The following is a 26,769-nucleotide window of genomic DNA, read 5'->3' on the forward strand; positions in this document are numbered from 1 at the left end:
GGCCGCGCTGTCCGCTTTCGAGAGAAGACCATGTTTCTTTATATTCTGCGCCGTCTGGCGGTCGCCATTCCGACATTGCTTTTGGTGTCCATCCTGGTGTTCTGCCTGCTGAAGCTGCTTCCCGGCGACCCCGCCATCGCGCTTGCGGGTGAGGAGCGAGACCCTGCCGTCATCGACTTCCTGCGGCACAAATACATGCTGGATCAACCCATCTACATTCAGTTCGTACACTGGCTGTGGGGCATCCTGCAGGGCGATTTCGGAACGTCGATCCGCACCAAGCTATCGATCGGCGAAATGATCGTTGAGAAGCTGCCGGTCACGATAGAGCTCTCGGTCCTGGCGATGATCATCGCCGTTGTCATCGGCATACCGGCCGGCGTGATTGCAGCGCTGAAGCGGGGAACGCCGATTGACTATGGCGTCAGCATCATCGGTCTTGCAGGTCTTTCCGTTCCAAGCTTCTGGCTCGGAATCATGCTCATTCTGGTTTTTGCCGTGATGCTTGGCTGGCTGCCGTCCGGCGGCTACGTCAACTTCTTCGATTCTCCGCTGGATAATCTGCGCTATATCCTGATGCCGGCACTTGTGCTGGGAACCGCCGCTTCCGCCATCGTCATGCGCCATACCCGCAGCTCAATGCTGACGACGCTGAGACAAGACTATGTCCGTACCGCTCGCGCTAAAGGCTTGAAGGAACGCATCGTTGTGATCCGACACGTGCTGCGAAACGGCCTTATCCCTGTTGTGACGATGAGTACGCTGCAGCTGGGCGAGCTGCTTTCCGGCGCTGTCCTGACCGAACAGGTGTTTGGCATTCCCGGCTTCGGCAAGATGGTGGTCGATGGTGTCTTCGGTCGCGACTATGCCGTTGTCCAGGCAGTTGTCCTTTGCTCGGCGGCCATGTTCCTGCTGATGAACCTGCTTGCCGACATCGCCTATGTCATTCTGAGCCCGAGGTTGCGCGGATGAGTTCGACTGAAACCACCCTTGCCATTCCCGCTGCTTCCGGCCACCGCAAGTCGACATTACTACGTTGCCTCAGCCATCCAAGTGCGATCATTGGCGGCGGCATCGTTCTCTTTTTCGTCCTGATCGCGATCTTCGCGCCGATTATCGCTCCCTTCGATCCGAACGCTTCCAACTGGCTCGCGATCCGGCAAGCTCCTTCCGCGGTGCACTGGTTCGGAACCGACGACCTCGGTCGCGACATCCTCTCCCGCGTGATTTTCGGTGCACGCGCATCGCTCCTGGTCGGTATCGTCTCGGTGGCGATTGCGATCGTCATCGGCGTACCGCTCGGGCTCATCTCAGGCTATTTCGGGGGATGGGTCGATGTTGCGATTTCGCGCTGCACCGATGCGCTGCTGTCATGCCCCTTCCTGGTGCTGGCGATCGCCTTTGCAGCATTCCTGGGGGCAAGCCTGCAGAATGCGATGATCGCCATCGGCATATCGGCGATGCCGATCTTCGTGCGCCTGACGCGTGGGCAGGTCATGACCGTGAAGACCGAGGACTATATTGCCGCCGCCCGACTTCTCGGTCTTTCGAACACCAAGATCATGGCCGTTTACGTTCTGCCGAACATCCTTGCGCCTGTCGTCGTGCAGTCGACCATCACCATGGCGACTGCCGTATTGGCCGAGGCAAGCCTTGCCTTCCTGGGGCTTGGCCAGCGTCCGCCGGCGCCCTCCTGGGGGACGATGCTCGACGTGGCGCGGCAGTTTCTTACCCAGGCGCCGTGGATGCCGATCTGGCCGGGCGTTGCGATCATCCTGCTGGTCATGGGCTTCAACCTTCTTGGCGACGGCCTCAACGACGCGCTCGATCCGCGGCAAGACTAAGCCACAAGTCTTCGCAAGATCAGTAGCTTAGCCCTTGTCTTTCATGGCGAGCCTAAGGGTGTCGTTGATCCGGTCCTGCCAGCCTGGACCATCTTCCTGAAAATAGGCGAGTATGTCGCTGTCGATCCTTAGGGATACGAGCTCCTTGGTGTTTGGCAGCGCGGGGCGCTCGATAGCCGGGGCAGAAACCTTCTTCTGCGGCTTGAAAAGCGCCTCGGCGGCATCGAGCGGGTTGGTAGGACGTCGGGGCGTTTTTGTCATAAAAGTCTCCGGTTATGGTTTCAGGCGCGTGCCTTTATTCCATCCTTGAGACAGAAACGCATCCACTGAATTGAAAACTTGCTGGTCGCGCGCTTCGTTCTGCCACTGCTCAGCTCGCAGAGCACTGCGCAAACGAAAAAGCCTGCCGCGGGAGGAGGTGCGGCAGGCTTTTCCTGAAAAACCGAACAGCAACTGGGAGGAGGAGTGTTGCTGTTCCCGCAAACGCCCTTGGGAGGAGGAGTAGGACGTTTGCAATTCGAAGGGATGCGGGAGGAGGTGCATCGCTTCGATGGCTATGAACATACAGGACTTTTGCTCACGTTGTAGGCATTTGTTTGCAGGGCAGCCATGCGCTATGCGGGAATCGGGAAGCTCGACAGTTGCGTTTCAGGCTTTGGCACGTCTCGGCGATTGCCGTCCTCAAGCGTGGATGCAGCCTTCCAAAGCCTGTTTCTGGAAAGGGTCGCGTCTCACGAAGCCCTGTTGGTATAAAGAGCCCGTGATCGCTCCAGATGTTTCAAGACGGCCTGCTCCGCGGCATCGGCATCACGATCGGCGAGGCAATGGATAATTTCCTCATGCTCGGCGAGCGTGAATTTCTCCTTGCCGGTCCAGATCAGCATATCGGTATGGTATTCCTTCAGCCAGGCAAGCATCGCCTCGCTGACCGCGACGAAGATCGGGTTGCCGGAGATCTGGGCGATGCGCATGTGAAAGCGCATGTCGGCCGAAATGAATTCCTCGGCCTTGCCCAGTGAATCGCGCTGCTCCTCGAGGATCGCTTGCAGATCGGCAATATCGCCGTCGGTTGCCCGGCCTGCCGCTTCGCGTGCCATGCCGCGTTCGAAAAAAATACGGGCGCTCTTCAGATGCTCGAGCGAGTCCGAGGACTTCGACAGCATGATCTTGGCGGTCTGATTGACCTGCTGAAGAATGGAGCGAGCCGTGACCTCCAGGACCTTGGCGCGCTCGCCATGAGAGATCACCACGAGCCCCATATTCGCCAAAGCCTGCATGGCTTCGCGGATGGCTGGTCGTCCCACGCCGAAGCGTTCCATAAGTTCGCGCTCGGAGGGCATCTCGTCGCCGGGCTCCAACTCGCCTGACGTGATCATGCGCTTCAGGCGCGCGAAGACCTCGTCGGACAGCTTTCGACGGACGATCTGTTCTGTTTGCTGGCTCATTTGTCCCCGCTCACGGTCTCCGCTCCCTTATGCACCTTTCCATCCCGGCTGTGAAAGTCGTGGTTCGGGGCTTTCCAGCAAAACTTCGTGTTGGTGGTGCAAGTCGCAAGGTTTCTGTTGCAGAATATGGAATACTCATTATACCAGTTACTCGATGAGTGCCATCTCGATTGATGGCTCGGGGAGAAATTTCCAATGATGATCACGCTGACATATCGCATAGAAACGCCGGGAAGCGTGGAGGCGATGGCGGCAAAGATTGCCAGCGATCAGTCGACGGGAACCTTCGTTGCAGTGCCCGGTGAGACGGAGGAGTTGAAGGCCCGTGTCGCCGCGCGGGTCACCGCGATACGGCCGCTACCGAATGCACCTGCCCCAAGCTGGCCCGAGACGTCGGCTGCTGTCGTCCACCGCGCTGACGCCGACATCGCCTTCCCGCTCGACGCGATCGGCACCGATCTATCGGCGCTGATGACGATTGCGATTGGTGGCGTCTATTCAATTAAAGGCATGACGGGCGTCCGCATCGTCGACATGAAATTGCCGGACGCCTTTGGTGCAGCGCACCCCGGTCCTCAATTCGGCATTTCCGGGAGCCGGCGGCTGACCGGCGTCCAGGATCGGCCGATCATCGGGACGATCGTGAAGCCGGCACTTGGGCTGAGGCCCCATGAGACGGCGGAGCTGGTCGGTGAATTGGTGGCCTCCGGCGTCGACTTCATCAAGGACGATGAGAAGCTGATGAGCCCCGCCTATTCTCCGCTCAAAGAGAGGGTCGAGGCGATCATGCCGCTGGTTCTCGATCACGAGCAGAAGACCGGCAAGAAAGTGATGTATGCGTTCGGCATTTCGCATGCCGACCCCGATGAGATGATGCGCAACCACGATCTGGTTCTGAAAGCCGGAGGCAATTGCGCGGTCGTCAACATCAACTCGATCGGCATGGGCGGTGTGACGTTCCTGCGCAAGCGCTCGGGTCTGGTTCTGCACGCACATCGCAACGGCTGGGACGTGCTGACGCGGCATCCCGGCATCGGCATGGATTTCAAGGTCTGGCAGCAGTTCTGGCGGCTGATCGGCGTCGACCAATTCCAGATCAATGGCATTCGCGTCAAATATTGGGAGCCGGACGAGAGTTTCGTCGAATCCTTTAGGGCAGCCAGCACGCCGCTCTTTGAGCCATCCGATTGCCCGCTGCCGGTTGCCGGCTCCGGCCAGTGGGGCGGCCAGGCGCCGGAAACTTACCAGCGCACAGGCCGCACGACGGATCTCCTCTATCTCTGCGGTGGCGGTATTGTCAGCCATCCCGGCGGTCCGGCTGCTGGTGTTCATGCGGTGCAGCAGGCTTGGGAGGCAGCTGTTCGGGATATTCCGCTCGATATTTACGCCAAGGATCATCCGGAGCTTGCCGCCTCTATCGCCAAGTTCGGTGACGGCAAGGACGCATGACGACCATGGCCTCTCGCAATCTCCTGCTCAGCTACTATGGCGATGATTTCACCGGTTCGACGGATGTGATGGAGGCCCTGGCCGCAAATGGCGTGCCGACAGTGCTCTTCATGGATATTCCGGATGATGCACTGTTGGCGCGGTTCTCCGATTGCAGGGCAATCGGTATTGCCGGCACCAGCCGCAGCGAGACGCCTGTGTGGATGGAAGAGCATCTGACGCCCGTCTTTACTTGGCTTAAAACGCTTGATGCCGCTCTCTGCCATTACAAGGTCTGCTCGACCTTCGACTCGAGCCCTGGGATCGGCAATATCGGCAAGGCGACCGAGATCGGCAGCGCGGTGTTCGGTCAAAAGATCGTGCCCCTGATCGTCGGAGCACCACAGCTGAAGCGCTACACCGCCTTCGGCCACCTGTTCGCGGCCTACCAGGGCCAGGTCTATCGCATCGATCGCCACCCCGTCATGAGCCGCCATCCGGTTACACCGATGAAGGAATCGGATCTTGCGCTGCATCTGGCCGCGCAGACATCGCTTCCGACAGCTGTTGCCGATCTGGCAATGCTTGCGGAGGGAGAGTCCGGCGAGCGTATTGACGCGTTGCTGGCCGGACAGGGCATTGTTCTCTTCGATGTCGACAGCGCTCAATCGCAGGAGCGGGCAGGGCACCATGTCTGGCGGTCGCGCCGGGCAGGCGGCTCGTTTGTCGTCGGATCGTCCGGGGTTGAATATGCATTGCTGAACGCCTGGCGGTCCGAAGGCCTGACGAATGGTCCAACGGAATTTTTATCGCCCGGCAAGGTGGATCGTCTCGCAGTTGTTTCCGGCAGCGTGTCGCCAACGACGGAGCGACAGATTCGGCATGCGACCGAAAATGGCTTTGATGGCATTGCCGTCGATCCGCTGGCCCTGCTGGGCGAGGATGGCAATCAGGTAATCGAGCAGGCCGTTGCCGCCGGATTGCGCAGTCTGAAAGAGGGGCGGAGCACTATTCTCTATACGGCGCTCGGTCCTTCGGCCGACCTCGGCAGCAGCATCGACAAAATCGCCGGTGCCCGCCATCGGCTGGGAAGCCTCCTCGGGACGATGTTGCGTCGGCTGGTCGAAGCAGAGGGGCTGAAACGCGCCGTCATTGCCGGCGGTGACACGTCGAGCCACGCGCTGAGGGAGCTTCATATCCAGGCTCTGACGACGCTTTTACCATTGCCGCAGACACCGGGCTCACCGCTCTGCACCGCGCATGGTAATCATGCCGCGACCAACGGATTGCAGATTGCATTGAAGGGCGGCCAGGTCGGCAAGGATGGCTATTTCGCCCAGATTCGTGACGGCAGGGCTGAATAAACGTCAACAACATGTTGATTTAAATGGATTATGTGTCGGGAATGAACCTATTCCGGGCTTGCGATTAACCGCCGTTTCCCAACACCTTCGCCATCGTTTCAATGATGCAGACCGCCGAAGCAGCACCAGGGTCGATATGTCCGAGCGACCTGTCGCCGAGCCGCGCCGAGCGCCCCTTTGAGGCGACCATTGCTTTTGTCGACTCTGCGCCTGCCCTTGCTGCTTCTGTTGCGGCGGAGAGGCATACGGCCAGCGGCGCACCCGCAGCGTGCTCTTGCGCCCAGGCTTTTGCCGCAGGCGCCCAGGCGTCCACCATGGTTTTCTCGCCGGGTTCCGCCTTGCCCCGATCCTGAATACCCTTGGCCATGGCAGCGAAGGCGTCCGCCATGTCACCATCGCTCAAGACCGTCTTGCCTTTGACAGCCGCGCCGGCCCGCATGAAGGCTGTGGCATAGAGCGGCCCGGACGACGCGCCGACGGCATTCAGGAAGGATTTGGCCGCGGTGTTAAAGACCGTCGTCGGATCGCTCGACGCGATATCGGGCTGTTCGACTGCCCTGGCCGCTGCGGAACAGCCGAGCTCCATGGCAATACCGTGATCCGCGTCACCGATGACGCCGTCGAGTTCGCAGAGACGCTCCTTCTCGCGCTCCATCGTCTGCGCGATGGCTACAAACAGATCGGCCAATCTCTGCGCTGTAACTTCGCTCATGGAAGACCTCATGCGACACGAAACATGGCACAATCACAGGGATGGTCGATCAAAGCCTGCAATTCGTCATCAAGATGCATCAGAGTGATGGAGGCGCCGGCCATCTCCAGCGAGGTGCAATAGTTCCCGACCAGGCTGGAATGGATGGCGATGCCTTCCGCATCCAGGCGCTGCTTGATACGCCGCATCATGATGTAGAGTTCCATCATCGGCGTTGAGCCGAGGGAGTTGACGAGCACTGCGACGCGGTCCCCCCTCCGCGCTTGCATCTCATCGAGAATCTTGTCCATCAGCTCATCGGTGATGGCATCGGCCGATTTCAAGGGGCCGCGGGCAATACCTGGTTCGCCATGGATGCCCATGCCGATTTCCATCTCGTCTTCGCCGATCGAGAAATTCGGCTTCCGGGTCTGCGGCAGTGAGCAGGGAGAAAGCGCGACGCCCATCGAGAAGACGCGATCATTGGCCTTTCTCGCAACGCGCTCGACCTCGTCGAAGGAGAGCATGCGGTCGCAGGCGGCACCGGCGGCTTTGAAGATGAACACATTGCCCGCAACGCCACGCCGGCTCTCGCGCTGATTGCGCGGAGCGGAGGCAACGTCATCTGTGGTCAGGACGGTTCGAACCTCGATGTCGTCCATGGCAAGCATCTCGGCTGCCATATCGAAATTCATGACATCGCCGGCATAGTTGCCGTACATGAAAAGAACGCCTGCGCCACCGTTCACAGCCTTGGCGCATTCGATGATCGGATCAGGCGGCGGGGACGCAAACACGTTTCCGACGGCAGCAGCATCCGCCAAACCCTTGCCCACGAAACCGAGGAATGTGGGTTCGTGGCCGGATCCGCCGCCAATGACCAGTCCGACCTTGCCCTGACGAGGGCCATGCTTTGCAACGATCGCGCGCGGGGACCCTGCCACCGTGTAGATATGATCGGGGTGCGCGGCCAAAATGCCTTCGAGCATTTCGTCGACGGCTGCACCGCCTTCGTTGATAATCTTCTTAGTTTTCAAGATAATTCTCCCAGTCATTGCGCGAGCCTACATTTGTCACGCACTGGAAAAAGGTCAACCGGCTGCTTCGACGAATGCGACCGCGAAGGGCGGCAGATCGACGCGTCCACCGGCACAATCGAGCCGCTCTCCCTCCATGTCGCGACTACTATGCAGGGTGACGGTCGCGAATTGCGGGTTCATTTCCGAGACATCAACCTGCTGCCTCTCCGCCGTGAGATTGGCCAACCAGAGCCGGCCGACGTCATTCTGGCCGCCTATGGCGATTGCCTGAACTTTAGCCGGATCGGAGGAGACGCATTCCGTCCATTTAGCACCGGCCACTTTCGCCAGATTCTGGACGACGTGGAAGAGTGGTCGTCGGCCGCTCGGCATGACAGGTTCGCCAACCCCGGCGATCAGGCCAAAGGAGCCCGTCAGGGATGACAGGGTCAGGAGTTCAAGTTCGGCCGGGATGACACGCGCTGCATAGCCAAGGGCGAAGGCCGCGGCAAAAAGACCGTTATGGCGAGGATCGACGTTGGCCATCGGAATGCGATTGCCATCGGGATTGTCCATGGTGCGGCTCCCATAGGGATTTTGCCGCATCGCAATGGTCGAGGGGCCGATGCGATAGGGGCGGTCGCCATAGATGCCGCGCACCGAGCGCGTGATGAATGGCAATGCCTCCAGCGTCTGCATGACGCTCAGATCGTCGGCCGCGTGAACGATCGGATTGGTACAGTGCGTGATAAAATCGAGCGCTTCCGGAGGCACGCGCTTGCGGTTGAGTTCGGTAAAATAGCTCAGCATGCCGCCACCCAGCCGGGTCCCCGGAAAAGCGCGCCGCGCCGCCGCGTAAACGTCCTCCAGTGGCGGGCATTCCGGCCAGATGCTTCCGGGCGGCGTCGACTGGCGGTCGACCGACGGCGAGACGACGATCGCATCAGGATGAAAGCCCGCCTTCTGCATCATGCCTGCAATTTCGCTCACCTCCTCGTCGAGAGGTCTTTTGCAAGGAACCGCGATCTCGAGAGTGGATACGCCCAGATGCCGTTCCAGAATCGCGGCAAAGTCGGAAAACGCTGCCGCGCCATGTCCGGCGAGAGGATCGAAATGGAAGAGCAGTTCCTGCGGGCCGATTTCTGACAGCGTGGTGTACGCCTCGAGTGTCGCTTTGGCTTCTTCCGGCGTCACGATCAGAGCAATGCCCGGCATGTTGCCGCTTGCGCTGCCGCGAGACAGCTGAACCGAGGCACCGCTCTGTCCCGCCTTTGCTTTGGGCTTCGTGGCCCGTGTGTCATGGATGGTCAATGTGATGCGCTGTCTGACCGGCTCATCGGCGGCAATCTGATAGGGCCAGGGCAGGGCGAGGGGCCTCACATAGGTTTTGTAGGAGGCGTCCGACCAGTTGCGCTGATCTTCCATTTCGAAGGTGTCGCCCTCCATCCGGCATTCCGCCGTCACATCCGGCATGACGGTATGAGCGATGGCACGCATGTCCTTGAAAGGCTGCCACGGCTCGATGAGATCGGGGAGTTCCGTATGCTCGATCCCGCCGCCGACATGTTCGACGGTAACAGGCGTACCGGCTATCCCGACAATGGGATGGAGGATGCAGAAGCCGCAGCGATTGGTCTCGAAACCGGTCGGCGAGGTAACCTCCGCCTCGAAGACAAGACGCCCGGCCCTATCTCCAAGGACTTTTGCCTTGATGGTGAGGCTGGAGTTGCCGGGACCGGCGCAGGTCGCGGTATAGCCGATGTCGAAACCGTGCTCGTGCCGATCGATCGCAAGATCGCTTATCAACGGATCGTAGGTGCCCCAATCGCGATCGCGAACGAGAAAGGCAATCCCTCGCAGGACCTCGACGTCCTCGAACGCGATACTGCGCAGGTTGCCGCCAGTCAGGTCCACGCTGAGAGGTCCAGCCACCAGCCGAACCGGCGGTGTATCAATCTTCTCCGTGCCGTAGAGATTGAAATTCCGGCGTCGGACCTCTTCTTCGGTCATCCCAACAAAGCTCCAAGATCTACCGTCTTTCCGGTCGCCGCGCTCTCATAGGCAGCCTCGACCAGCGCAAAGGTCTTCAGATTGTCGGCGCCCGATGTTGAGGTCTCTTCGCGGGATGCCAATCTATCGGTCCAATGCTGCTGGATGGCGTAAACGCTCTCTTGAATATTGTGCCAGGGGCGCGATGCCCAGGATAGAAGTTTTGGCGAGACGTCCTTGATTTCCGTGCCAACGCCGTTGGTGACCTCGAGCCGGTAGCCTTGTGACAGCCGGATCGTACCTTCGCTGCCGTCGATCTCGACAAGCGTCTCCGGAAACGGCTCGGTCGAAAGCTTGGTCGCGTAGCTGACGTCGACGATGGAGGTCACGCCGCTCTCGTGATCGAGAAGAATGGTGGCGACGTCCTCGCCCCTAATGCGAGGGTTGACGCGCTTTGTCCTTGCCGTGAGCGACTTGACGTCGCCGAGCAGGAAGCGGGCGATATCGAGCGTGTGGATGCCGAGATCCTCGATGATGAAGCGCTCGCCCTCGGCAAGATAGGGCTGGCCGGAGAACACGTCATAGCCCGACCGGAAGGACAGCCGGCCCCAGAAGGGCGTCCCGATGACACCGCTGTCGAGGACCGCGCGCACCGCCTGGATCGGCGTCTGCCAGCGAAAATTCTCGTGCACCATCAACGGCACGCCGGCATCGCGGCACGCCTTCACCATCGCCTGGGCGTCGCTGAGCGTCTTCGCAAAGGGTTTCTGGCAAATGGCTGGAACCTTATGGGCAGCGGCCATTTCGACCAGCGCGCGATGGCTGCCGACCGTTGTCGCAATATCGACGAAATCGAAACCACCATCGGCAAAAAGCGCGCCGGCATCGGTATAACGCCGTTCGATGCTGAAATGGTCGCCGACGATGCGCAGCCGTTTCGGATCGCGGTCGCAGATTGCCACGATCTTGGCTCCACTGACGTCGTTCCATCCATGCATCTGGTTGATGGCGAAGAAGCCACAGCCGATCAGGGCGCCGCGTAGTTCCATCATGTCTTAGCCTGCCTTTGCCATCTGCATGAGTGTGACGCGCTGCTGCAGCCGGCGTTGTGCCTGGTCGACGACGACAGCGATGATGATGACCAGCCCCTTGATGACCATCTGCCAGAAGGAGGAGACGCCCATCATGACAAGTCCGTCCGAAAGAATGCCGATGACAAAGGCGCCGATGATCGTGCCGCCGATCGTGCCGCGCCCGCCGGACATGGAGGTGCCGCCGAGAACGGCTGCGGCGATCGCGTTGAGCTCGAAGCTTTCCCCGGTTGCCGGATGCGCTGCCATCAGTTCCGAAGAGACGACGATGCCGACAATGGCCGCGCAAAGCCCGGAGAACATGTAGACCAGGATCTTCACCAGATCCACGCGGATGCCCGACATGCGGGCAGCACGTTCATTGCCGCCAACCGCAAAGATGTGCCGCCCGATCGGCGTCGATCGCGAAAAGTAGGCAGCCAGGAGCGCAAGGACGATCAGGATCCAGATGGATCCCGGCAGGCCGAGGATGCGTCCCGCACCGAATATGTCGAAGCCTGTTGTCGCATATTCCTGCCGGCCGGTCAGATTGGGGAAGGTCTGCCCGTCGGAAGACAACAGTGCCAGGCCGCGGGCGATATAGAGCGTGCCCAGTGTGGCGATGAAGGGCGCGACGTTGAGCTTAGTGATCAGCAGGCCGTTGATCAATCCGATGGCCAGACCGACCGAAAGCGTGATCAGGATGATCTCAAAGAGATTGAAGTAGATGGTGTAACCGATTGGTAAATCTACACCATTCAGGATCAGGCCGCCGGCGACCATGCCGCAGAGGCCAACGATAGAGCCCACCGAGAGGTCGATCCCGCCGGTGATGATGACGAAGGTCATCCCCATGGCGAGGAAGGCGTTCAGCGCCACATGCTTCGACATCAGGATAACGTTGGCCGTCGAGGTGAAATTCGGCGCGGCAAACGCAAAGAAGATAATGACGGCAAAGAGGGCGATGAAGGTTCTGAGCTTCATCAGCGTCAGAAGCACGGAGCCGTTCGACCGCTTGGCTGCAAAAGTGGAAGAAGTATCCGCCGTCATGATGCGAGTTTCCCTGTGTGTCCGTGTCCCTTGGCCGAAGCTGCAATGATCGCATCCTCGGTCGCGTCCTTCCGATCGAAGATGGCGACGAGTTGTCCATTGCTCAGGACGGCAATGCGATCCGAAAGAGCCAAGACCTCTTCGAGGTCGGAGGTTGAAAACAGAATGGCGAGACCCTGGCCGGCAAGCCGGCGCATGGTGCGGAAGACGTCGGCCTTCGCGCCGACATCGATCCCGCGGCTGGGTTCATCCATCAGGAGAACCTTAGGCCCTGTCATCAAGGCTTTGCCGATAACCACTTTTTGCTGATTGCCGCCCGACATGGAGGTGACCTCGAAATCGGGATTGGGCGCCTTGATCGAAAGGTCGCGGATCATCTCGTCGATCGCCTTCCTCTCCTCTCCAGCCCGGATGTGGAAGAAGCGGACGAAGCGCCCGAGGCTCGCCAGGGTCAGGTTGCTGGCGATCGAGAGAACCTGCACCAGCCCTTCGCGCTGCCGATCCTCGGGGATGAGTGCAAGGCCACGCTTGATCCTGCGGGTCGTGTCACGAGCGCGGACTTCCTTGCCGTCGATGAAGATGCGGCCTGTGGAGTGCATGTGCCGCCCCATGACGCATTCGAAGAATTCGCTGCGGCCGGCGCCCATCAGGCCATAAATGCCGAGAATCTCGCCGGAGCGAACCGACAGCGAGACGTGATCGACGGAAAGCCCGCCGGTCCGTCGCGGCAGACTGATATCCTCGGCGCGAAAGGCTTCGTTACCGATGACATGGCCCTCACCCCGGGCGAAATCCTTGGCGTCGGAGCCGATCATCGAGCGGACGATCCATTTCGTATCGATATCCCGGACCATGGCCTGGCCGGTGATCTGGCCGTCGCGCAACACGGTGATGTAGTCGCCGATCCGCATCAACTCTTCGAGACGATGGGAAATATAGACGATCGCAACACCCTGGGCCTTGAGCTCGGCGATGACCTTGAAGAGGATGTCGACTTCGGCGGCCGAAAGCGCGGAGGTCGGTTCGTCCATGATCAGGATGCGTGCGTTCAGCGAAATCGCCTTGGCGATCTCGACGAGTTGTTGCTGGCCGATCGGTAAGTCCTCGATCATGCTTTCGGCATTGATGCCTGCATCGAGCTTCATCAGGAACTCGTTGGCCTTGCGAACCTGCGCCTTGTGATCGATGCCGAATACGCCGCGCGTGATCTCTCGGGTCGCGAAGATGTTTTCTGCGACTGTAAGATTCGAAAAGAGATTGAGCTCCTGGAAGATCATGCCGATGCCGTGCGCCGTTGCATCGGCGGGGCTGTCGAAGGAGACGGGCTTGCCATCGAGGATGATGCGCCCGAGCGTCGGCCGTTCCACGCCGGCGATGATTTTCATGAGGGTCGATTTGCCGGCACCGTTTTCGCCGACCAGAACATTGACTGCGCCGCGCCGCAATTCGAGATTGGCGCGCTTGACGGCGACGATGCCCGAATAGACCTTGGAGACCTCTTCAAGGCGCAGGATGATGTCGTCCTTCACGTCCTCGGCCATGGCTATTGTCCTATGGTGATGGCAGCTGGAGTGACCAGGGGCAGCTGTCCCGAGGAGGGTAGCGGGAACGCGCCTGTTGCGGAGGCGGTCTTGCCGATCAGGCCGTCCCGGGGCAGCGGCTGGAGGATCGTGGCGTTGACCTTCTCGTTGAAGGCCTTGCCGAATTGCGCCCATTCGATCTGGTTCTTGAATTCGTTGAAGTTGACGAAATCCAGGCTGTCACGCAGCGCCGTGCCGCGCAGTGCGGGGCCGATCTGCACCTTCGCATCGGCCTTGCCGTCCCCATCACTGTCGACGTCGATCGTCGCTGCGCGCGATTGGGTGTCGGCGGCAACGATCTTGCCCTGGAATTTCGCAACATAGGTCCAGGGCGAGTTGCCGCTCTGCTTGTCGCGATGACCGAATTTGGCTCCCGCATCGTCGGGGTTGGCGGCGATGGCAGCGAGTACGTCCTTGATGTCGCCGGCGCGCTTGTCGATCGAAGGCAACGCCTGCGTTTGCCAGATGGCGTCGACCTTTTCGGCGGGGTTGAATGCAGTCTTGGCCGCAGCCGCAGCCTTTTCCTCGGCCGTCGGCGTCTTGACGATCTTGCAGCCGGGCAAGGCTGCCGCTGCCAGTATGAGAAGGAGCGCAGCTCCTTTCATCCTCATCTTTCCCATGCACTCCACCCTGCATTCTTGAGGCTTTGACCCATAGGGCAACGGAGAGCAAGCATGCTTGCTCTCCGTACGGTTTCTGGCCGTTGTGATCAGTTCGTCAGCGCGAAGGTTTCGAGCTTGCCGGCATTGTCGCCCGTGATCAGGACGCAATCCATCAGCTGCTTTTCTTCCTTCGGAGCGGCCTTGGTCTTGATGTAGGCGTCAGCCTGGGTGACGGCCAACTGAGCCTGCGCATAGGCCGGCTGCAGCACGGTCGCCTTGATGCCACCTGCCTTGATCGAGTCGCGAACGTCGTTCGAACCGTCGAAGCCGACGACGATCACGTCCTTGCGTCCGGCAGCTTGCAGGGCGGCGATCGCGCCCATGGCCATCGTGTCGTTTCCGGAGATAACGCCCTGGATATTCGGATTTGCCTGGAGGATGGTTTCCATCTTCGAATAGGCTTCCGTCTGGCTCCAGTTGGCGGACTGCTTCGCAACGCTCTTCAGATCCGGATAGTCGTCGATGACGTCATGATAACCCTGCGAGCGGATGCCGGCATTGGTGTCCGACTCCTTGCCGACGAGTTCGACATAATTGCCCTTCTCGCCCATCAGCTTGACGAACTCCGTCGCGCCGAGCTGGGCACCCTGGTAGTTGTTCGAGACGATCTGGGAGACGGCGACGCCCGTCGTGTTGACTTCACGGTCGATCAGGAACGAGGGGATGCCCGCGTCCTTGGCCTTCTTGATGGCTGCGACCGTTGCGTCGGCGCCGGCATTGTCGAGGATGATCGCCTTGGCGCCGCGGCCGATGGCGGTATCGATCAGTTCCGACTGCTTGTTGGCGTCGTCGTCATGCGAGACGCTGAGAACGTCGTAACCGAGCTCCTTGGCTTTGGTTTCAGCGCCTTCGGCTTCAGCCTTGAAGAATGGATTGTCGTGAGCGGGCGTGATGATCGCGATCAGGTCCGCGGAAAAGGCGGGCATCGCGGTCCCGAGCGCGAGAACGCCGGCAAACGCAGCAAGGGTAAGCGTACGGTGTAGTTTCATTAGGTCCTCCCGGGTTAAAGATCAGCCCCGTTCCCGGCGGGGCCGAAGAGAAGGAGGGCGTGATGCCCTCCCGATCAATCAGGTGATGCGCTGAATGCTGTCAGCGATCTCCTTGGGTTCGAATACTTTCTTCCAGTCGTCGCGCATCAGCGCAGGGATGCCGAACTCGATCGCCTTGTTGCAGGCATCCGAGAACACGCCCTGCACCTGGCCGAAGATGACGGCGCCAAGCACGTTCATATGGCCAAGGAGGAAGTCGCGGGCGGCTTCTTCCGGAACGCCGCGAGCGACGCATTCGTCCATGGCCTGCTTCATGACGACGAGCAGCGAGGCGGCGACGGTCTCCGAAAGGCCCGGTTCCAGCATCGCCATCTGCTCGACCGTGACGCGATGCGAGCGCATGACCGGTGCCCAGATCGTCTTGGCGATTTCCTCGCCGACGGCATAAGCGCTGTCCGGCCCCTGCATCAGGGCCGAGACGATGTGTTGCTTAGCAAAGAGGCCACCGAAGTGGTCATTCTTCGCCTGCATGTCCGTTTCATCATTGAAAATAGGGGGATGGCAGGGGTGGGTGACGAAATAGGTGAGGTCGTCGCGCTTCGGCAGGTGACCGGCGAAAGGAGCGGCGGCGTCGAGCGCAATCACCATCGTCCCGGCCTTGAGCCTGTCGGAGATGCCCGCTGCGACCTTGCCGATCGCCGTGTCCGGCACAGCCAGGATGACGACATCGGCGCCTGAAAGCGCGTCGTCGGCACTGATGCAGGAAAGGCCGAGATCATTTTGAAGCCGGGCCTTGCCGGCGTCGCTTACTTCGACATGGCGCACGTCGAAGCGCGAGCCCTTCAAGTTCTTGGCAAGCCGGTAGCCCATTTTTCCGCCAGCGCCGAAGAGTGCAATGGAAGTCATTTTTCCTCCCTTGGAGTATGATTTTGCACGACTATAGCCAACTGGTATAATGAGTCAATGAGCATATCAGGCCGAGGGCTGCTTTTCTGTGCATGGCGTGAAACGCGCGCGGGAAATCGGGCACGGAGGTGCCTGTCGTCGCGATCTTGATGTGATGAATGAGGTGCGTCAGCGAACCGTTTGCGGCGATCGTAGGGGTGCGATTGGCTGAAATACTCGCGGCGGCTGAATTTTCAGTTTCACTTCATGTAGCGATGCTACAGTCAATGTCCATCCCTACTTGACCCGACCTGCGGGGATGGGACAGAGGGGCATCTCTGTTGAGGCTGATGGTATCGTACCCCCATATTCTCCATCAGCCTCAAGCCCGCCACGGGGCAAAGAGATTGCACTGGTTTGCGAGGGAATCAACGTTCCCTCGCTTCATCATCAGAGATGCATCAGGTTGCGATCTCTGAGTTGGCTCTCCACCATATTGATCTCATCGGAAATCCGCTGCGAATCCCATCCAAGCGCACGACCGGCTATTGTCGCAATCTGCTCCAGATCGCTTGCGGTCAGCGAACCGGTTATGGCGAGCGTCGTGCGACGCATGACGATGTCGGAGAGATGCTCGACATATTCGTTGCGCAGGATGTAGTCGATTTCAGAGAGGCTGTAGTCGGAGGAATCAGGCAGACGGTCCTCCGCGTTCCACAGGCTTTGATGGCCCGCGATTTGCAGCGCCTTGGTTCCATAGCGCGACAGCAGCTTGTCTAGCCGATTGCGATCCGTTTCGACCGATGTGCTATTCCGGGCGAGCCAATCGGCACGCGTCTTCGGATCCGTTGGGAAATTCCTGCCGCCGCCGATCGGCATCGTCCGCGTACTTGCTTTCCGGCTTCGGCCAAGGCGCGAAAGGACGGTATCTGTAACCTCCTCGGCAAAGCCGCGGAATGTCGTCCACTTGCCACCAATCAGAGAGACGATGGGGAAGGGACGCTTCGCATCAGCCTCGGTCACCGGAGCGGAATGGTCGCGGCTGATGAGACCCGGGATAGAAGCATTCGAAGCAGGAAGCGGCCTGATGCCACTATAGGCGTAGACGATCTGGTCATGGCTGAACGTCATGCCGGGCAGAAGTGACCGGACACTTTCGATGAGATAGTCGACCTCCTGCGGATCGCAGCGAACGCTGTCGGGATTGTCGGCGGGAATGTCAGTCGAGCCGACAAGCGCAAGGCCGAGATAGTCGTATACCAGACAGATACGGCCATCATCCGCTTCGAAATAGATCATTCGGCCTGCGAGGCTTCGAACCAATTCGTCATGCTTGAGCAGAATGTGGGAACCCTTTGTACCACCGATCATTTTCGATGGTGCGCCGAGTGCCGCATTGACGTGGTCGATCCAGGGGCCAGCTGCATTGACGACCAGTTTCGGGCGAACCGAAAATGCCGCGCCTCTTTCCGGCTTGAATGTCAGCACGCCGTCGGAGGCGGCAACCAGCGTCGTATAATTATGGGCGGCAGACGATGTGTTGGCCTCCAGGCCATCGGTTACCAACTCAAGCACCAACCTTTCAGGATGGGTGATCCGCGCATCATAGTAGGTGCCTGCCGCCACGATCGATTTCGTCAAGCCGGGCATATCACTGAGGGCACGGTTTCGACCGACCAGCTTGTGACGCGGCATGACCTGATGCCGCGAGCCGTAATAATCGTAGATGGCAAGGCCTATCTTGATCAGGATGGCGCCGCGGCTGCGGGGAGCACTGGTGGAGCCGAGAAGCGTGCGCAAGGCCGCCCATATGCCCTTCGTCCACGAAAAGATCGGGATGACCGTCGGCAAGGGGCTGACGCAATGCGGCGCATTTTTCAAAAGAAGATTGCGCTCCAGCGTCGATTGAGCGACCAGGCCGAATTCGCCGGTCTCAAGATATTTGAGACCGCCGTGGATGAGCCTCGACGGCGCCGCGCTGGTGCCGGATCCGAAATCTCCCTTGTCGACGATGAGGCAATTGACGCCCTGGGCGCATAAGTCGCGAAACAGCCCGGCGCCATTGACGCCGGCACCGAGAATGACGACGTCGACCGAGCCCCTGTCGGCGACGGGTGAGGGTTGCGCGGTTTGATCTACCGTATGTTCAGCCGATAGACTCATGATGCCCTGTCCTTACGATGTGCAGCCGAACGCCGGCCTGCTGGAGTTGTGTTGTTGCAATGTCGCTGATGCCGTCGGTGACCAGAACCGCGTCGAAGGCGGTGAGATCGCCGAAGACATGCAAGGCGACCTTGTCGAATTTTGCATGGTCGAGAAGAAGAATTCGCTTGGTGCAGGATGCCATCATCGCCTGTTTTACACGGACGACCTGTTGGTCCTGGATGAAGGCCGTGGTGCCGCTGATCGCCGATGCGGAGCAGATCAGAACATCGGCGCGAAGCCGTGAAATGGAGTTTTCGCAGATGATGCCGATATAGGCGTTATAGGTGTGATGGTATTGACCGCCGAGGCAGATGAAGTCGACATTTTCGACATGGGCCACCAGTTCTGCGGTCGACATGCTGTTGGTGATAACGGTCAGCGGCTTGATATCGAGCAGCAGCGGGGCGGCGGCATTGGCCGTCGTCGAGTCGTCGAGCATGACAACTTGTCCGGGCTCGATGAATTTCATTGCGGCGCGGGCGAGCGCGTCCTTTTCCGCCCTGCCGACGGTCATGCGATAGCGGAAGGTGCTTTCATAGATGCCGGATGGTTGAACCGTGACAGCGCCATGCAGCTTGCGCAGCACGCCCTGCTGGGCAAGCTGGTCGATATGGCGATGGATCGTCATGCGCGACACGCCGAAGTGCTCCACGAGATCGTCTATGCGCACCTGGCCGAGTTTGATCACGTAATTGGCAATCTCTTCGCGCCGTTCGTCAGCCTTGATCACGGGCGTACTCCCGGAATGAGCGCCGCAAGCTTTTCAAGCTCCAGCCATTGCGGCTTCAGCGTCTCGGCAAGCCTGCTGTAGAGGGCGAAGCGTTCGTCGAATATGACGCTTTGCGAAGGATCCGGAAAATAGGTGCGGTCGACCTTGGCAATTGCGGCGGCACCGTCCTGCGGCGATGTGAAAAGCCCGACCGCGGTTCCGGCACAGAGCGCTGCACCGAAGGCGGCCGCTTCGTCGACGGTTGTGACCGTGACCGGCATGTTGAGAACATCGGCAAACATCTGCGCAAAGGCAGGGTTGCGCGAACCGCCACCCGTCAGCCGGACCTCGCTGAACGCAAAGCCATCGCGAAGCGCATCGACATGGGTACGATGGTTGAAGGCGATGCCCTCCAGCACTGCCTTCAGCATATCGCCGCGATCATGCCAGCCGTGCAGGCCAAGGAAGCTGCCACTGGCAAAATTGCCGTAGGGCGAGCCGAAGAGATAGGGATGGAAAAGGATGGTGGACGGTCTTTTCAGGGCAGCATCGATCTCTTTTGCAAGCGTCGCGTGGACCGATACGCCGGTTGCTGCGGCCTCGGCCTGATCACCACGGCAGAAGGTGTCGAGGAACCAGTCGTAGTTCGCCGTCGAGGCCGGCGAGATCGACATGTTATTCCAACGGCCGGGCGTGATGGCGTTGCGGCAGAACCAGCGAGGGTCCGTGCGTGGCGCGTCGGATACGACCTCATTGATGGAATAGGTGCCGGCAACGATGCTCATGACGTTGTCGGCGTGGCCGCCGATGCCAAGTGCGGAGGCCGTAACGTCATGCAGGCCGGAGGCAACCGGCGTGCCCTTCTTGAGACCTGTGAGCGCGGCCGCCTCGGCGGTGACGTAACCTACGACCGCGGCAGAAGGGGCGATTGGCGCCAGCGCATTAAACAGCTCTTCCAGCCCATAGACGCGAAGCGCTTCTGGCGAATAATCCTGGCCGTTCACATCGGTGAAGGACGTGCTGGCCTCGGTCCGGTCGGTGCCGATTGTGGCCGTGAGACAGAACCGGAGCCAATCCTTGCAGGCAATGATATGGCCGACTTCATTGAAACGATCGGGATCGTTTTGCTTCAGCCATGCGAGCAGCGCGGAAGGCGCCGAGGCATGCGGGACCTGCCCGGTCAGTTCCAGCGCGTCTGAAAAGACGGAGCCCGCCGACCAGCGCTCCACGATCCCGCCGGCGCGGCTGTCCAGCGAGAGAATTCCAGGGCCGAGCGGCTGGCGGTGCCGGTCGAGCAGGTAAAGCCCATCGCCATGCGCGGTCGCAGCGACCGCCTTGATATCGTCGGCGGGCCTGCCGCTGAGGCTGATGGCCTCTCTGATCGCCTCGGCAGTGGCCTGCCACAGACCGGCCATGTCGCGCTCGACCCAGCGGGCCTGCGGCATTGACTGCGGCACCCGCCGCCGCGCCACCGAAAGCTGCGTGCCGTCGATGTCGAATATGACCGCTTTGGTCACCGTCAAGCCGTTGTCGATCCCTAGCAGGCTGGGCATTATTATTTCCTCGCTCCCTTGTTGCAGGCGTCAGTCAAAAGCGTCTTCGGTCTTTCAGACCGAATGGACGCGGCGGAATTGCGCGCCGATCTGCTCGTTCGCTTCTGATGAATAGAACATAAGATTGCGATAAGTTAACGTCAATAGATGTTACATAGCGCAAATTGACACGCAGGTTCCCATGGCGCCAGGCGCCAAACGTTCGAGCGTGAAATGCTGATGAATTTATTTCTCTTCGGGCTCGTAGCGCTCGATGGCCGAGGTATGGCCCGGCCCGCGTGTCGGGGCGACGACGACGTTGATACCCTGGGCCCGCATGCGGTCGAGATGTGCGGCGGGCGTTCCGTCATCGACGATGACGACATCGAAATCGCTGAGCGGCGCGAAGGCGTGCAGCGCGCGCCGATCGAATTTGGTGTGATCGACAAGCAGGATGCGGGTCGACGCGGACTCAAACATTGCCCGCTTGGTGTCGACGATCTCGAGAAACTGGTGGAAAGCGATATCGTCGGTTATCGCCGACATCGACATGAACAACGTGTCGGCGCGGAGATGGGAAATCTCGTGCGTCGTCATGCGGCCCATGAAGGCGTTGCACCAATTGTAGTATTGACCGCCGAGCCCAAGCAGGTTGAGGTCGCGCACACCCTTCAGCTCGTTCATGAAGGTCAGCGAGTTCGTGATGACGGTGAGCGGCACCTTGGAGGGGAGATAGCGCGCCATCTGCAGCACGGTGGTCGAATCGTCGCAGAAGATCGCGTGGCCCGGTTCGACAAAGCGCATGGCGGCAAGCGCAAGCGCCTTCTTCTCCGCAGACTGCCGGCTGGAACGATAAAGGTCGCTGGATTCGCTGAGACTGGTGGGTGCCGCCGATGCGACGCCGCGTGCCTTGCGCAGGATGCCGCGACTGACGAGATCGTCGAGATCGCGATGGGCGGTCATCAGGCTTATGCCGAAGCGGTCGGCAATATCCTCGATCCGCACGGAACCTTCGGCCATCACGGCTTCGGTGATCGACTGACGACGCGCAATCTGCCGGGCCTGCCGGCTGTCGCTCGGCACCGGATCTTGAGCCATTCGGTTATCGGTGGGATCGTTGTCGTCGCCTAAAATATTCATATTGCTTACACTGTGGCCAAGCGGACTTATGTCAGATCAGCCGTGACGATCGCAAGGGGCGATTGGCACCCAGGGCCGTTCACGTCAGAGCCTCCCTTCTTGGTGCGATTGCGCGTGCAAAGTCGAATCGCATCGCGTGCAATTCATACGACTTTCTGTTGCAGGCTTCCTGAATGCAAGCAAGCAAAGGAGAGCGCCTTTGCTGGCGCTCCCCAATTATTGTTACTCCGAGAGCGTGAACGGAGCGGTGTACTTGGCGACGTTGTCCTTGGTGATGAGCAGGCAATCGTAGAGCTGCTTTTCGCTTGCAGCACCAGTCTTGCCGTTCTTCAGGAAGGAGTCGGCCTGATCGACAGCCTTTGCCGAGAAGACGGCAACCGGCTGCAGAACGGTGTACTGCAGTTCGCCGGCCTTGATCGCAGCAACTGCGTCAGGCGAGCCGTCGAAACCGCCGACCTTGATGTTGGCGAGCTTGCCGGCTTCCTTCAGGGCAGCGATCGCGCCGAGCGCCATTTCATCGTTGCCGCTGATGACGCCGATGATGTCAGGATGAGCCTGCAGGAGGCTCTGCATCTTGTCGTGACCCTGCGTACGGTCCCAGTTAGCGACCTGGTCGCCAACCTTCTGCAGATCCGCATACTGGCTGAGAACCGTCGTGTAACCGTTGGAACGCGTTGCGGCGTTGTTGTCGGAGGGGGCGCCGAGCAGTTCGACATAATTGCCCTTTTCACCAACATCCTGGACCCACTGCTGGGCGCCGAGGGCAGCACCCTGTGCGTTATTGGAAACGAGCTGAGCCTTGGCAAGACCTTCCTGGTTGATTTCCGCGTTGACGAGGAAGACCGGGATGTTTGCCGCAACAGCCTTCTTGACGGCACCGATCGAGCCGCTGGCGTTAGCCGGGTCGAGGATGATCGCAACGGACTTGTTGGTGATCGCGGTGTCGATCAGCGTACTTTCCGTGTTGGTGTCGCCCTTGTGAGCGCTGACCTTGGCGTCATAGCCGAGCTTCTTGGCTTCGGCGGCAGCAACGTTGCCTTCGGTCAGCCAATAGGGGTTGGCCGGATCGTTGACGATGATCGAGATCAGGCCGGCGGCCGATGCGGATGTCGCAGAGCCGAGGACCGGAGCTGCAAGCGCGAAGGCCGTGAGCAACAGAATTTTCTTACTAAGCATTGAAGTTTTCCTCCTTGGTTGACTATAAGGCCGGTTATCCGGCTGCCTTCTCACGAGCGGCATCAGCCTGACGCGCTTTACCCCCCTGTTGCGGAGAAGTCGGTTGGCCGTTGCTGGGCGTAGCGGGTGCCTTGGCGCGACGGCGATACTGGACGGCATTGAGCAACACCGCGAGCACGATGACCGCGCCGGTGAAAACTGTCTGCCAATAAGACGAGATACCGATGATCACGAGACCGTCGGACAGGAACCCGATGACGAAGGCACCGAGCAGGGTTCCGCGAATATTGCCCCGGCCGCCGGTCAAGGCCGCGCCGCCGATGACGACAGCGGCAATGGCCGTCAATTCATAGGAGGTACCGGCAGTCGGGCCGGCCGACGTCAGCTGCGAAGACAGGATCAGGCCGGCGATCGCCGCGCAGATGCCTGAGAGCATGTAGACCGTAATCTGAACCGTCTTGACCGGAACGCCGGAAAGCTCGGCGGCACGCTCGTTGCCACCGGACGCATAGAGCCAGCGGCCAAAGGCCGACCGGTTGAGCATCAGGCTTACCAGGATCGAAATGACGACCAGAACGACGACGCCGATCGGAACGCTGAACAGGCGGTTGAAGCCGAGCCAGTCGAAGCCGGTATTGCCAAGCTCAGGCTTGCCGCCGAGATTGTTGTAAGTCAGGCCGTTGGTGATCAGCAGCGCAAAACCGCGCACCACATACATGACGCCGAGGGTCGCGACGAAGGCCGGAACCTTGAAACGGGCGATCAGCACGCCGTTCACCAGGCCAACAAGCGCGCCGAGCACGCAGGCGAGAATGGCGACGACCCAGACCGGCGGATAAAGGATCACGCCGAACCAATGCAAGGTGACGCCTTGCATCATGAAGCCGGCGACGATGCCGGCAAGGCCCAGCGTCGAGCCGACCGAGAGGTCGATACCGCCGTTCAGGATGACGAGCAGCATGCCCACGGCGAGAATGCCGAAGATGGCGACGTGCTGTGCCATGGTCAGGAAGTTGCTGACCGAGAAGTAATAGGGCGACAGGAACGAGAAGACGACGATGATCGCGATCAACGCGAAAAACGCGCGTCCCTCGAGCAGCAGCTTGCCCAGATTGAAGCCATCGCTGAACATGCCCTGGCGGCTTGGTTTGATGGTTGGACCGGCATTGGCCATGATCAGTGCTCCGTTATTCTAGTTTAGGCTTCGATCACGGCTTCGCCCGAGGCGGCCATGATCTGCTCTTTTGTGACGTCGGATCCGAACTGTGCCGAAATCCTGCCGCGCCGCATGACGATGATGCGGTGCGCGATGCTCAGGCATTCGGAGACCTCGGACGTGGAATAGAGCACCGCAATGCCCTGCGTGGCTCGCTCCGCCAGCAGCTTGAACACTTCGGCCTTCGCTCCGATGTCGATACCGCGGCTTGGCTCGTCCAGCAGGACGACCTTCGGGTTTGTTGCCAGCATCTTGCCGATGACGACCTTCTGCTGGTTTCCGCCCGAGAGCGATCCAATGGCAGCCCCGCCGCCTGAGGTTTTGATGTGGACGTTGCGGATCGACTGGTCGATGAGGCCGCGCTCACGCTGCGACGACAAGAGCATGCCCTTAACGAAGCTACGGATGCTGGCAAGCGACAGGTTCGATCCGACGGTCATGGTCTGCACCAGGCCGTCGCGCTGGCGGTCTTCCGGCACCAGGGCGAGGCCCTGTTCAATGCGCTGTGCGATCGTCAATCTGGAGACGTCTTTTCCTTCCAGCAAGACCTGCCCGCCGGTCGAGCGAAGGCGGCCGGCGACGCATTCCAGAAGTTCGGTTCGCCCGGCGCCCATCAGGCCATAGATGCAGACGATCTCGCCGGCGCGGATATCGAGCGACAGATGATCGACCAGCGAAAAGCCTGAGCCGCCCGGATCGGGGACGCTCAGGTCCTTGATCGACAGAGCGACGTCGCCGAACTCATAGCCTGTCGGCGGGGAGCCGAGGTCGAAGTTTTCGCCGACCATGTTGCGGACGATCCATTCGAGATCGATATCCTTGGCTTCGGCCTTGGCGGTCATGGATCCATCTCGAAGTACCACCGCATAATCCGTGATCTGCAGGGCTTCTTCGAGATGGTGGGAGATATAGACAATAGAGACGCCGCGGCTGGTGAGGTCGCGGATAACCTTGAAAAGGACTTCGACTTCAGTAGCGCTCAGCGCCGAAGTTGGTTCGTCCATGATCAGGATGCGGGAATCGACGGACAGCGCGCGGGCGATCTCGACGATCTGCTGCTGGCCGAGGCGCAGTTCCTCGACCGGTGTCATCGGATCGATATCCTCGTTGAGATCTTCCATCAGCTGGCGGGTCTGGCGTGCTTCCTCGGCGAAGTCGACGCCCGATGCGTTCTTAATCTCGCGGCCCATGAAGATGTTGTCGCGGACGCTGAGGTTCGGCGCGAGGCTCAGTTCCTGGTGGATGATGGAAATGCCGCGGTCGCGCGCATCCGTCGAGGAGGAGAAGGTGACTTCCTCGCCGTCGAGGACGATCGAGCCCGAGGTCGGCGTTACAACGCCGGACAGGATTTTCATCAGCGTCGACTTGCCGGCGCCGTTCTCACCAAAGAGCGTCGTCACCTTGCCGCGGCGAATGTCGAAATTGACGCCTTTCAAGGCGTGTACGCTGCCATAGGATTTGGCGACGTTGCGGGCGGCAAGGACGGTGTCGTTCGCGCCCGGGGCGATTTTGGACGCGACGCTCATTGGACATCCAGCTTTACAGGAGTGACGAGCCAGCTTTTCGGGTTGATCAGCTGAAACGCACCAACGACCGAAATGGTCTTTCCGGTCAGATTGCTGTTGTCGATCTTCGACAGAACCTGCTTCTTCATCTCGTTGTTGAGAGCCGATCCGGCATTCTGATATTCGATCTGGTTGGTGAACTGCTCGAAGTGAATGGTGCCTGTCGCATCGCGCAGGTCTGTTCCGTTAATGGCGGGACCTGTCTGAACGCGGATCATCACATCGCCCGGGACGCCGGGAACGGTCACGGCGTAGACACCCGATTTCCCAGCGCCGACGACGCCCGTGAACTTGACGGAGATCTCAGGACCGATGCCGCCAGGAATGCCGTATTGCTTGGCGGCAGCAGCCTTGTCGGCGGCAATTGCCGTTGCAAGCGTATCGGCACTGACAGCACGTCCCTCGATTGCCGTCTGTATCTTCGGGAACTCTGATGTGCCGTAGGTGTCGGGGGAGAAGGCGCCTGAATCGGACGCTTCCGACCCGATTTTGACGATCTTTGTGTCGAGCGCCATGGCAGCGAGCAGGACGATGGCCGCGACGGAGGCAATGGTGATACGGACGCCGGGTTTGACGCGCCTGTTCGTGGAAGTGCCAGCCTGGATGCTCATTGTACGACAACCTGTAAATTGGGTAGAGACTGCCGCGAGGAGCCGGCTCCTGCGGCGGCGTTTGCGAATATGGCGAGAGGCCATGCGGTGAGAGCCAAGGTTGGCCGTGCAGAGGCGATGGCAGCAAAGCCCATCGAACCTTCCAGCCCGATATAAGCTGGTCGCAACTTGGCGGCCGCGAGTGCTTTTTTCTGTATGACCATGTGCCTCCTCCGATTCACCGCTTTTTGCAACGGGATGAAATCCCATCGCTTTTCAGCGTTTTCTGGTGGTCTTCCTCGCCCCTGAAGCGCCACCGTTGTGATATCTCTGTGTTATTAACCATCTCAGCTATGTGATATCTATGATGGCTTGTCAATCACCCGCCGGACTTGCGTTGCGTGAAAGACCGTGCGGCAGCTTCGATATTCGCCTTTCTTACGGCTCAGCCGCCACCGATATCAACAACTCTCGCAACGAAACCCTATCCATGGCTTCTTCACCTAAGCGACCGAAAAACCTTATAAAAAGGTAATTTCGCGCATTGTTGCTCACCGAATTGATCTGCAGGCTTCGAGCGAGTTCACGTCTTGATAGAACTGTTCTCGATGCCGGAACGA

25 protein-coding genes are annotated in these 26,769 nt (G+C 59.9%); 4 read left to right on the plus strand and 21 right to left on the minus strand.

Going from position 1 to position 26,769, the window contains the following annotated elements; all coding sequences use genetic code 11:
- Nucleotides 1-30 precede the first annotated feature (30 nt).
- Both DTW90_RS26720 and DTW90_RS26725 read left to right on the plus strand, forming a co-directional pair.
- The gene (locus tag DTW90_RS26720) at nt 31-972 is read left to right on the plus strand and encodes an ABC transporter permease (protein WP_132524459.1); all 942 of its coding nucleotides are present in this window, start codon (nt 31-33) and stop codon (nt 970-972) included.
- Entirely contained in the window at nt 969-1,844 is an 876-nt protein-coding gene (locus DTW90_RS26725; protein ID WP_149342274.1) for an ABC transporter permease, read from the plus strand. Before DTW90_RS26720 ends, DTW90_RS26725 begins: the two co-directional genes overlap by 4 nt.
- Before the next feature lie 27 nt (nt 1,845-1,871).
- On the opposite strand, the gene DTW90_RS26730 is transcribed toward DTW90_RS26725, so the two are convergent.
- From DTW90_RS26730 to DTW90_RS26735, 3 genes are all read right to left on the minus strand, one after another.
- Nucleotides 1,872-2,105 (minus strand): BrnA antitoxin family protein, encoded by a 234-nt coding sequence (locus DTW90_RS26730; protein ID WP_149342276.1) that lies wholly within the window; start codon nt 2,103-2,105, stop codon nt 1,872-1,874.
- A gap of 12 nt (nt 2,106-2,117) precedes the next feature.
- Nucleotides 2,118-2,408, minus strand: a complete 291-nt coding sequence (locus tag DTW90_RS37260; protein ID WP_188080063.1) for a hypothetical protein — start codon at nt 2,406-2,408, stop codon at nt 2,118-2,120.
- A 167-nt stretch (nt 2,409-2,575) separates the two neighbouring features.
- On the minus strand, nt 2,576-3,289 hold the full coding sequence (locus tag DTW90_RS26735) for a transcriptional regulator NanR (protein WP_149342278.1): 714 nt from the start codon (nt 3,287-3,289) through the stop codon (nt 2,576-2,578).
- Between the two features lie 195 nt (nt 3,290-3,484).
- Here DTW90_RS26735 and oiaX point away from each other — a divergent pair, with 195 nt between their 5' ends.
- Nucleotides 3,485-4,738 carry a 3-oxo-isoapionate-4-phosphate decarboxylase OiaX gene (oiaX, locus tag DTW90_RS26740; protein WP_149342279.1) on the plus strand — a complete coding sequence of 418 codons (1,254 nt, stop codon included), beginning with the start codon at nt 3,485-3,487 and terminating at the stop codon, nt 4,736-4,738.
- A gap of 5 nt (nt 4,739-4,743) precedes the next feature.
- A complete protein-coding gene (locus DTW90_RS26745) occupies nt 4,744-6,081 on the plus strand; it encodes a four-carbon acid sugar kinase family protein (protein WP_149342352.1) in 1,338 nt (445 codons plus the stop codon).
- Between the two features lie 64 nt (nt 6,082-6,145).
- On the opposite strand, the gene dhaL is transcribed toward DTW90_RS26745, so the two are convergent.
- The 18 genes from dhaL to DTW90_RS26835 form a co-directional block, all read right to left on the minus strand.
- Complete coding sequence (gene dhaL, locus DTW90_RS26750) at nt 6,146-6,793, minus strand: dihydroxyacetone kinase subunit DhaL (RefSeq protein WP_149342281.1); 648 nt, start codon at nt 6,791-6,793, stop codon at nt 6,146-6,148.
- A gap of 8 nt (nt 6,794-6,801) precedes the next feature.
- Nucleotides 6,802-7,809 (minus strand): dihydroxyacetone kinase subunit DhaK, encoded by a 1,008-nt coding sequence (locus tag DTW90_RS26755; protein WP_149342283.1) that lies wholly within the window; start codon nt 7,807-7,809, stop codon nt 6,802-6,804.
- A 54-nt stretch (nt 7,810-7,863) separates the two neighbouring features.
- Nucleotides 7,864-9,801 (minus strand): hypothetical protein, encoded by a 1,938-nt coding sequence (locus tag DTW90_RS26760; RefSeq protein ID WP_149342285.1) that lies wholly within the window; start codon nt 9,799-9,801, stop codon nt 7,864-7,866.
- Nucleotides 9,798-10,832 carry a Gfo/Idh/MocA family oxidoreductase gene (locus tag DTW90_RS26765; RefSeq protein ID WP_149342287.1) on the minus strand — a complete coding sequence of 345 codons (1,035 nt, stop codon included), beginning with the start codon at nt 10,830-10,832 and terminating at the stop codon, nt 9,798-9,800. Before DTW90_RS26765 ends, DTW90_RS26760 begins: the two co-directional genes overlap by 4 nt.
- 3 nt (nt 10,833-10,835) lie before the next feature.
- A complete protein-coding gene (locus DTW90_RS26770; protein WP_149342289.1) occupies nt 10,836-11,900 on the minus strand; it encodes an ABC transporter permease in 1,065 nt (354 codons plus the stop codon).
- Nucleotides 11,897-13,441 (minus strand): sugar ABC transporter ATP-binding protein, encoded by a 1,545-nt coding sequence (locus DTW90_RS26775; protein WP_149342290.1) that lies wholly within the window; start codon nt 13,439-13,441, stop codon nt 11,897-11,899. Before DTW90_RS26775 ends, DTW90_RS26770 begins: the two co-directional genes overlap by 4 nt.
- A 2-nt stretch (nt 13,442-13,443) precedes the next feature.
- Nucleotides 13,444-14,091, minus strand: coding sequence for a DUF2291 domain-containing protein (locus tag DTW90_RS26780; protein ID WP_246665060.1), 648 nt, complete (start codon nt 14,089-14,091; stop codon nt 13,444-13,446).
- 98 nt (nt 14,092-14,189) lie between these two features.
- Nucleotides 14,190-15,131, minus strand: a complete 942-nt coding sequence (locus tag DTW90_RS26785; RefSeq protein WP_149342294.1) for a D-ribose ABC transporter substrate-binding protein — start codon at nt 15,129-15,131, stop codon at nt 14,190-14,192.
- Between the two features lie 78 nt (nt 15,132-15,209).
- Nucleotides 15,210-16,037 carry a phosphogluconate dehydrogenase C-terminal domain-containing protein gene (locus DTW90_RS26790; protein ID WP_149342296.1) on the minus strand — a complete coding sequence of 276 codons (828 nt, stop codon included), beginning with the start codon at nt 16,035-16,037 and terminating at the stop codon, nt 15,210-15,212.
- A 429-nt stretch (nt 16,038-16,466) separates the two neighbouring features.
- Nucleotides 16,467-18,179: a glycerol-3-phosphate dehydrogenase/oxidase gene (locus DTW90_RS26795; protein ID WP_149342298.1), complete on the minus strand. Its 1,713-nt coding sequence runs from the start codon at nt 18,177-18,179 to the stop codon at nt 16,467-16,469.
- Entirely contained in the window at nt 18,163-18,951 is a 789-nt protein-coding gene (locus tag DTW90_RS26800) for a DeoR/GlpR family DNA-binding transcription regulator (protein ID WP_149342300.1), read from the minus strand. Before DTW90_RS26800 ends, DTW90_RS26795 begins: the two co-directional genes overlap by 17 nt.
- Nucleotides 18,948-20,483 (minus strand): FGGY-family carbohydrate kinase, encoded by a 1,536-nt coding sequence (locus DTW90_RS26805; protein WP_149342302.1) that lies wholly within the window; start codon nt 20,481-20,483, stop codon nt 18,948-18,950. The genes DTW90_RS26800 and DTW90_RS26805 overlap by 4 nt, the downstream gene beginning before the upstream one ends.
- A 225-nt stretch (nt 20,484-20,708) precedes the next feature.
- Nucleotides 20,709-21,560, minus strand: coding sequence for a DeoR/GlpR family DNA-binding transcription regulator (locus DTW90_RS26810; protein ID WP_132524442.1), 852 nt, complete (start codon nt 21,558-21,560; stop codon nt 20,709-20,711).
- 264 nt (nt 21,561-21,824) lie between these two features.
- A complete protein-coding gene (locus tag DTW90_RS26815; protein WP_132524441.1) occupies nt 21,825-22,778 on the minus strand; it encodes a D-ribose ABC transporter substrate-binding protein in 954 nt (317 codons plus the stop codon).
- Nucleotides 22,779-22,812: 34 nt separating this feature from the next.
- Nucleotides 22,813-23,952 carry an ABC transporter permease gene (locus DTW90_RS26820; RefSeq protein ID WP_165927880.1) on the minus strand — a complete coding sequence of 380 codons (1,140 nt, stop codon included), beginning with the start codon at nt 23,950-23,952 and terminating at the stop codon, nt 22,813-22,815.
- Between the two features lie 23 nt (nt 23,953-23,975).
- Entirely contained in the window at nt 23,976-25,520 is a 1,545-nt protein-coding gene (locus tag DTW90_RS26825; RefSeq protein ID WP_149342304.1) for a sugar ABC transporter ATP-binding protein, read from the minus strand.
- Complete coding sequence (locus DTW90_RS26830) at nt 25,517-26,170, minus strand: DUF2291 domain-containing protein (RefSeq protein WP_149342306.1); 654 nt, start codon at nt 26,168-26,170, stop codon at nt 25,517-25,519. The genes DTW90_RS26825 and DTW90_RS26830 overlap by 4 nt, the downstream gene beginning before the upstream one ends.
- Nucleotides 26,167-26,373, minus strand: a complete 207-nt coding sequence (locus DTW90_RS26835; protein WP_149342307.1) for a hypothetical protein — start codon at nt 26,371-26,373, stop codon at nt 26,167-26,169. The genes DTW90_RS26830 and DTW90_RS26835 overlap by 4 nt, the downstream gene beginning before the upstream one ends.
- Between the last annotated feature and the right edge of the window lie 396 nt (nt 26,374-26,769).

Source organism: Neorhizobium sp. P12A (genome assembly GCF_008365395.1).
Lineage (GTDB): Bacteria > Pseudomonadota > Alphaproteobacteria > Rhizobiales > Rhizobiaceae > Rhizobium.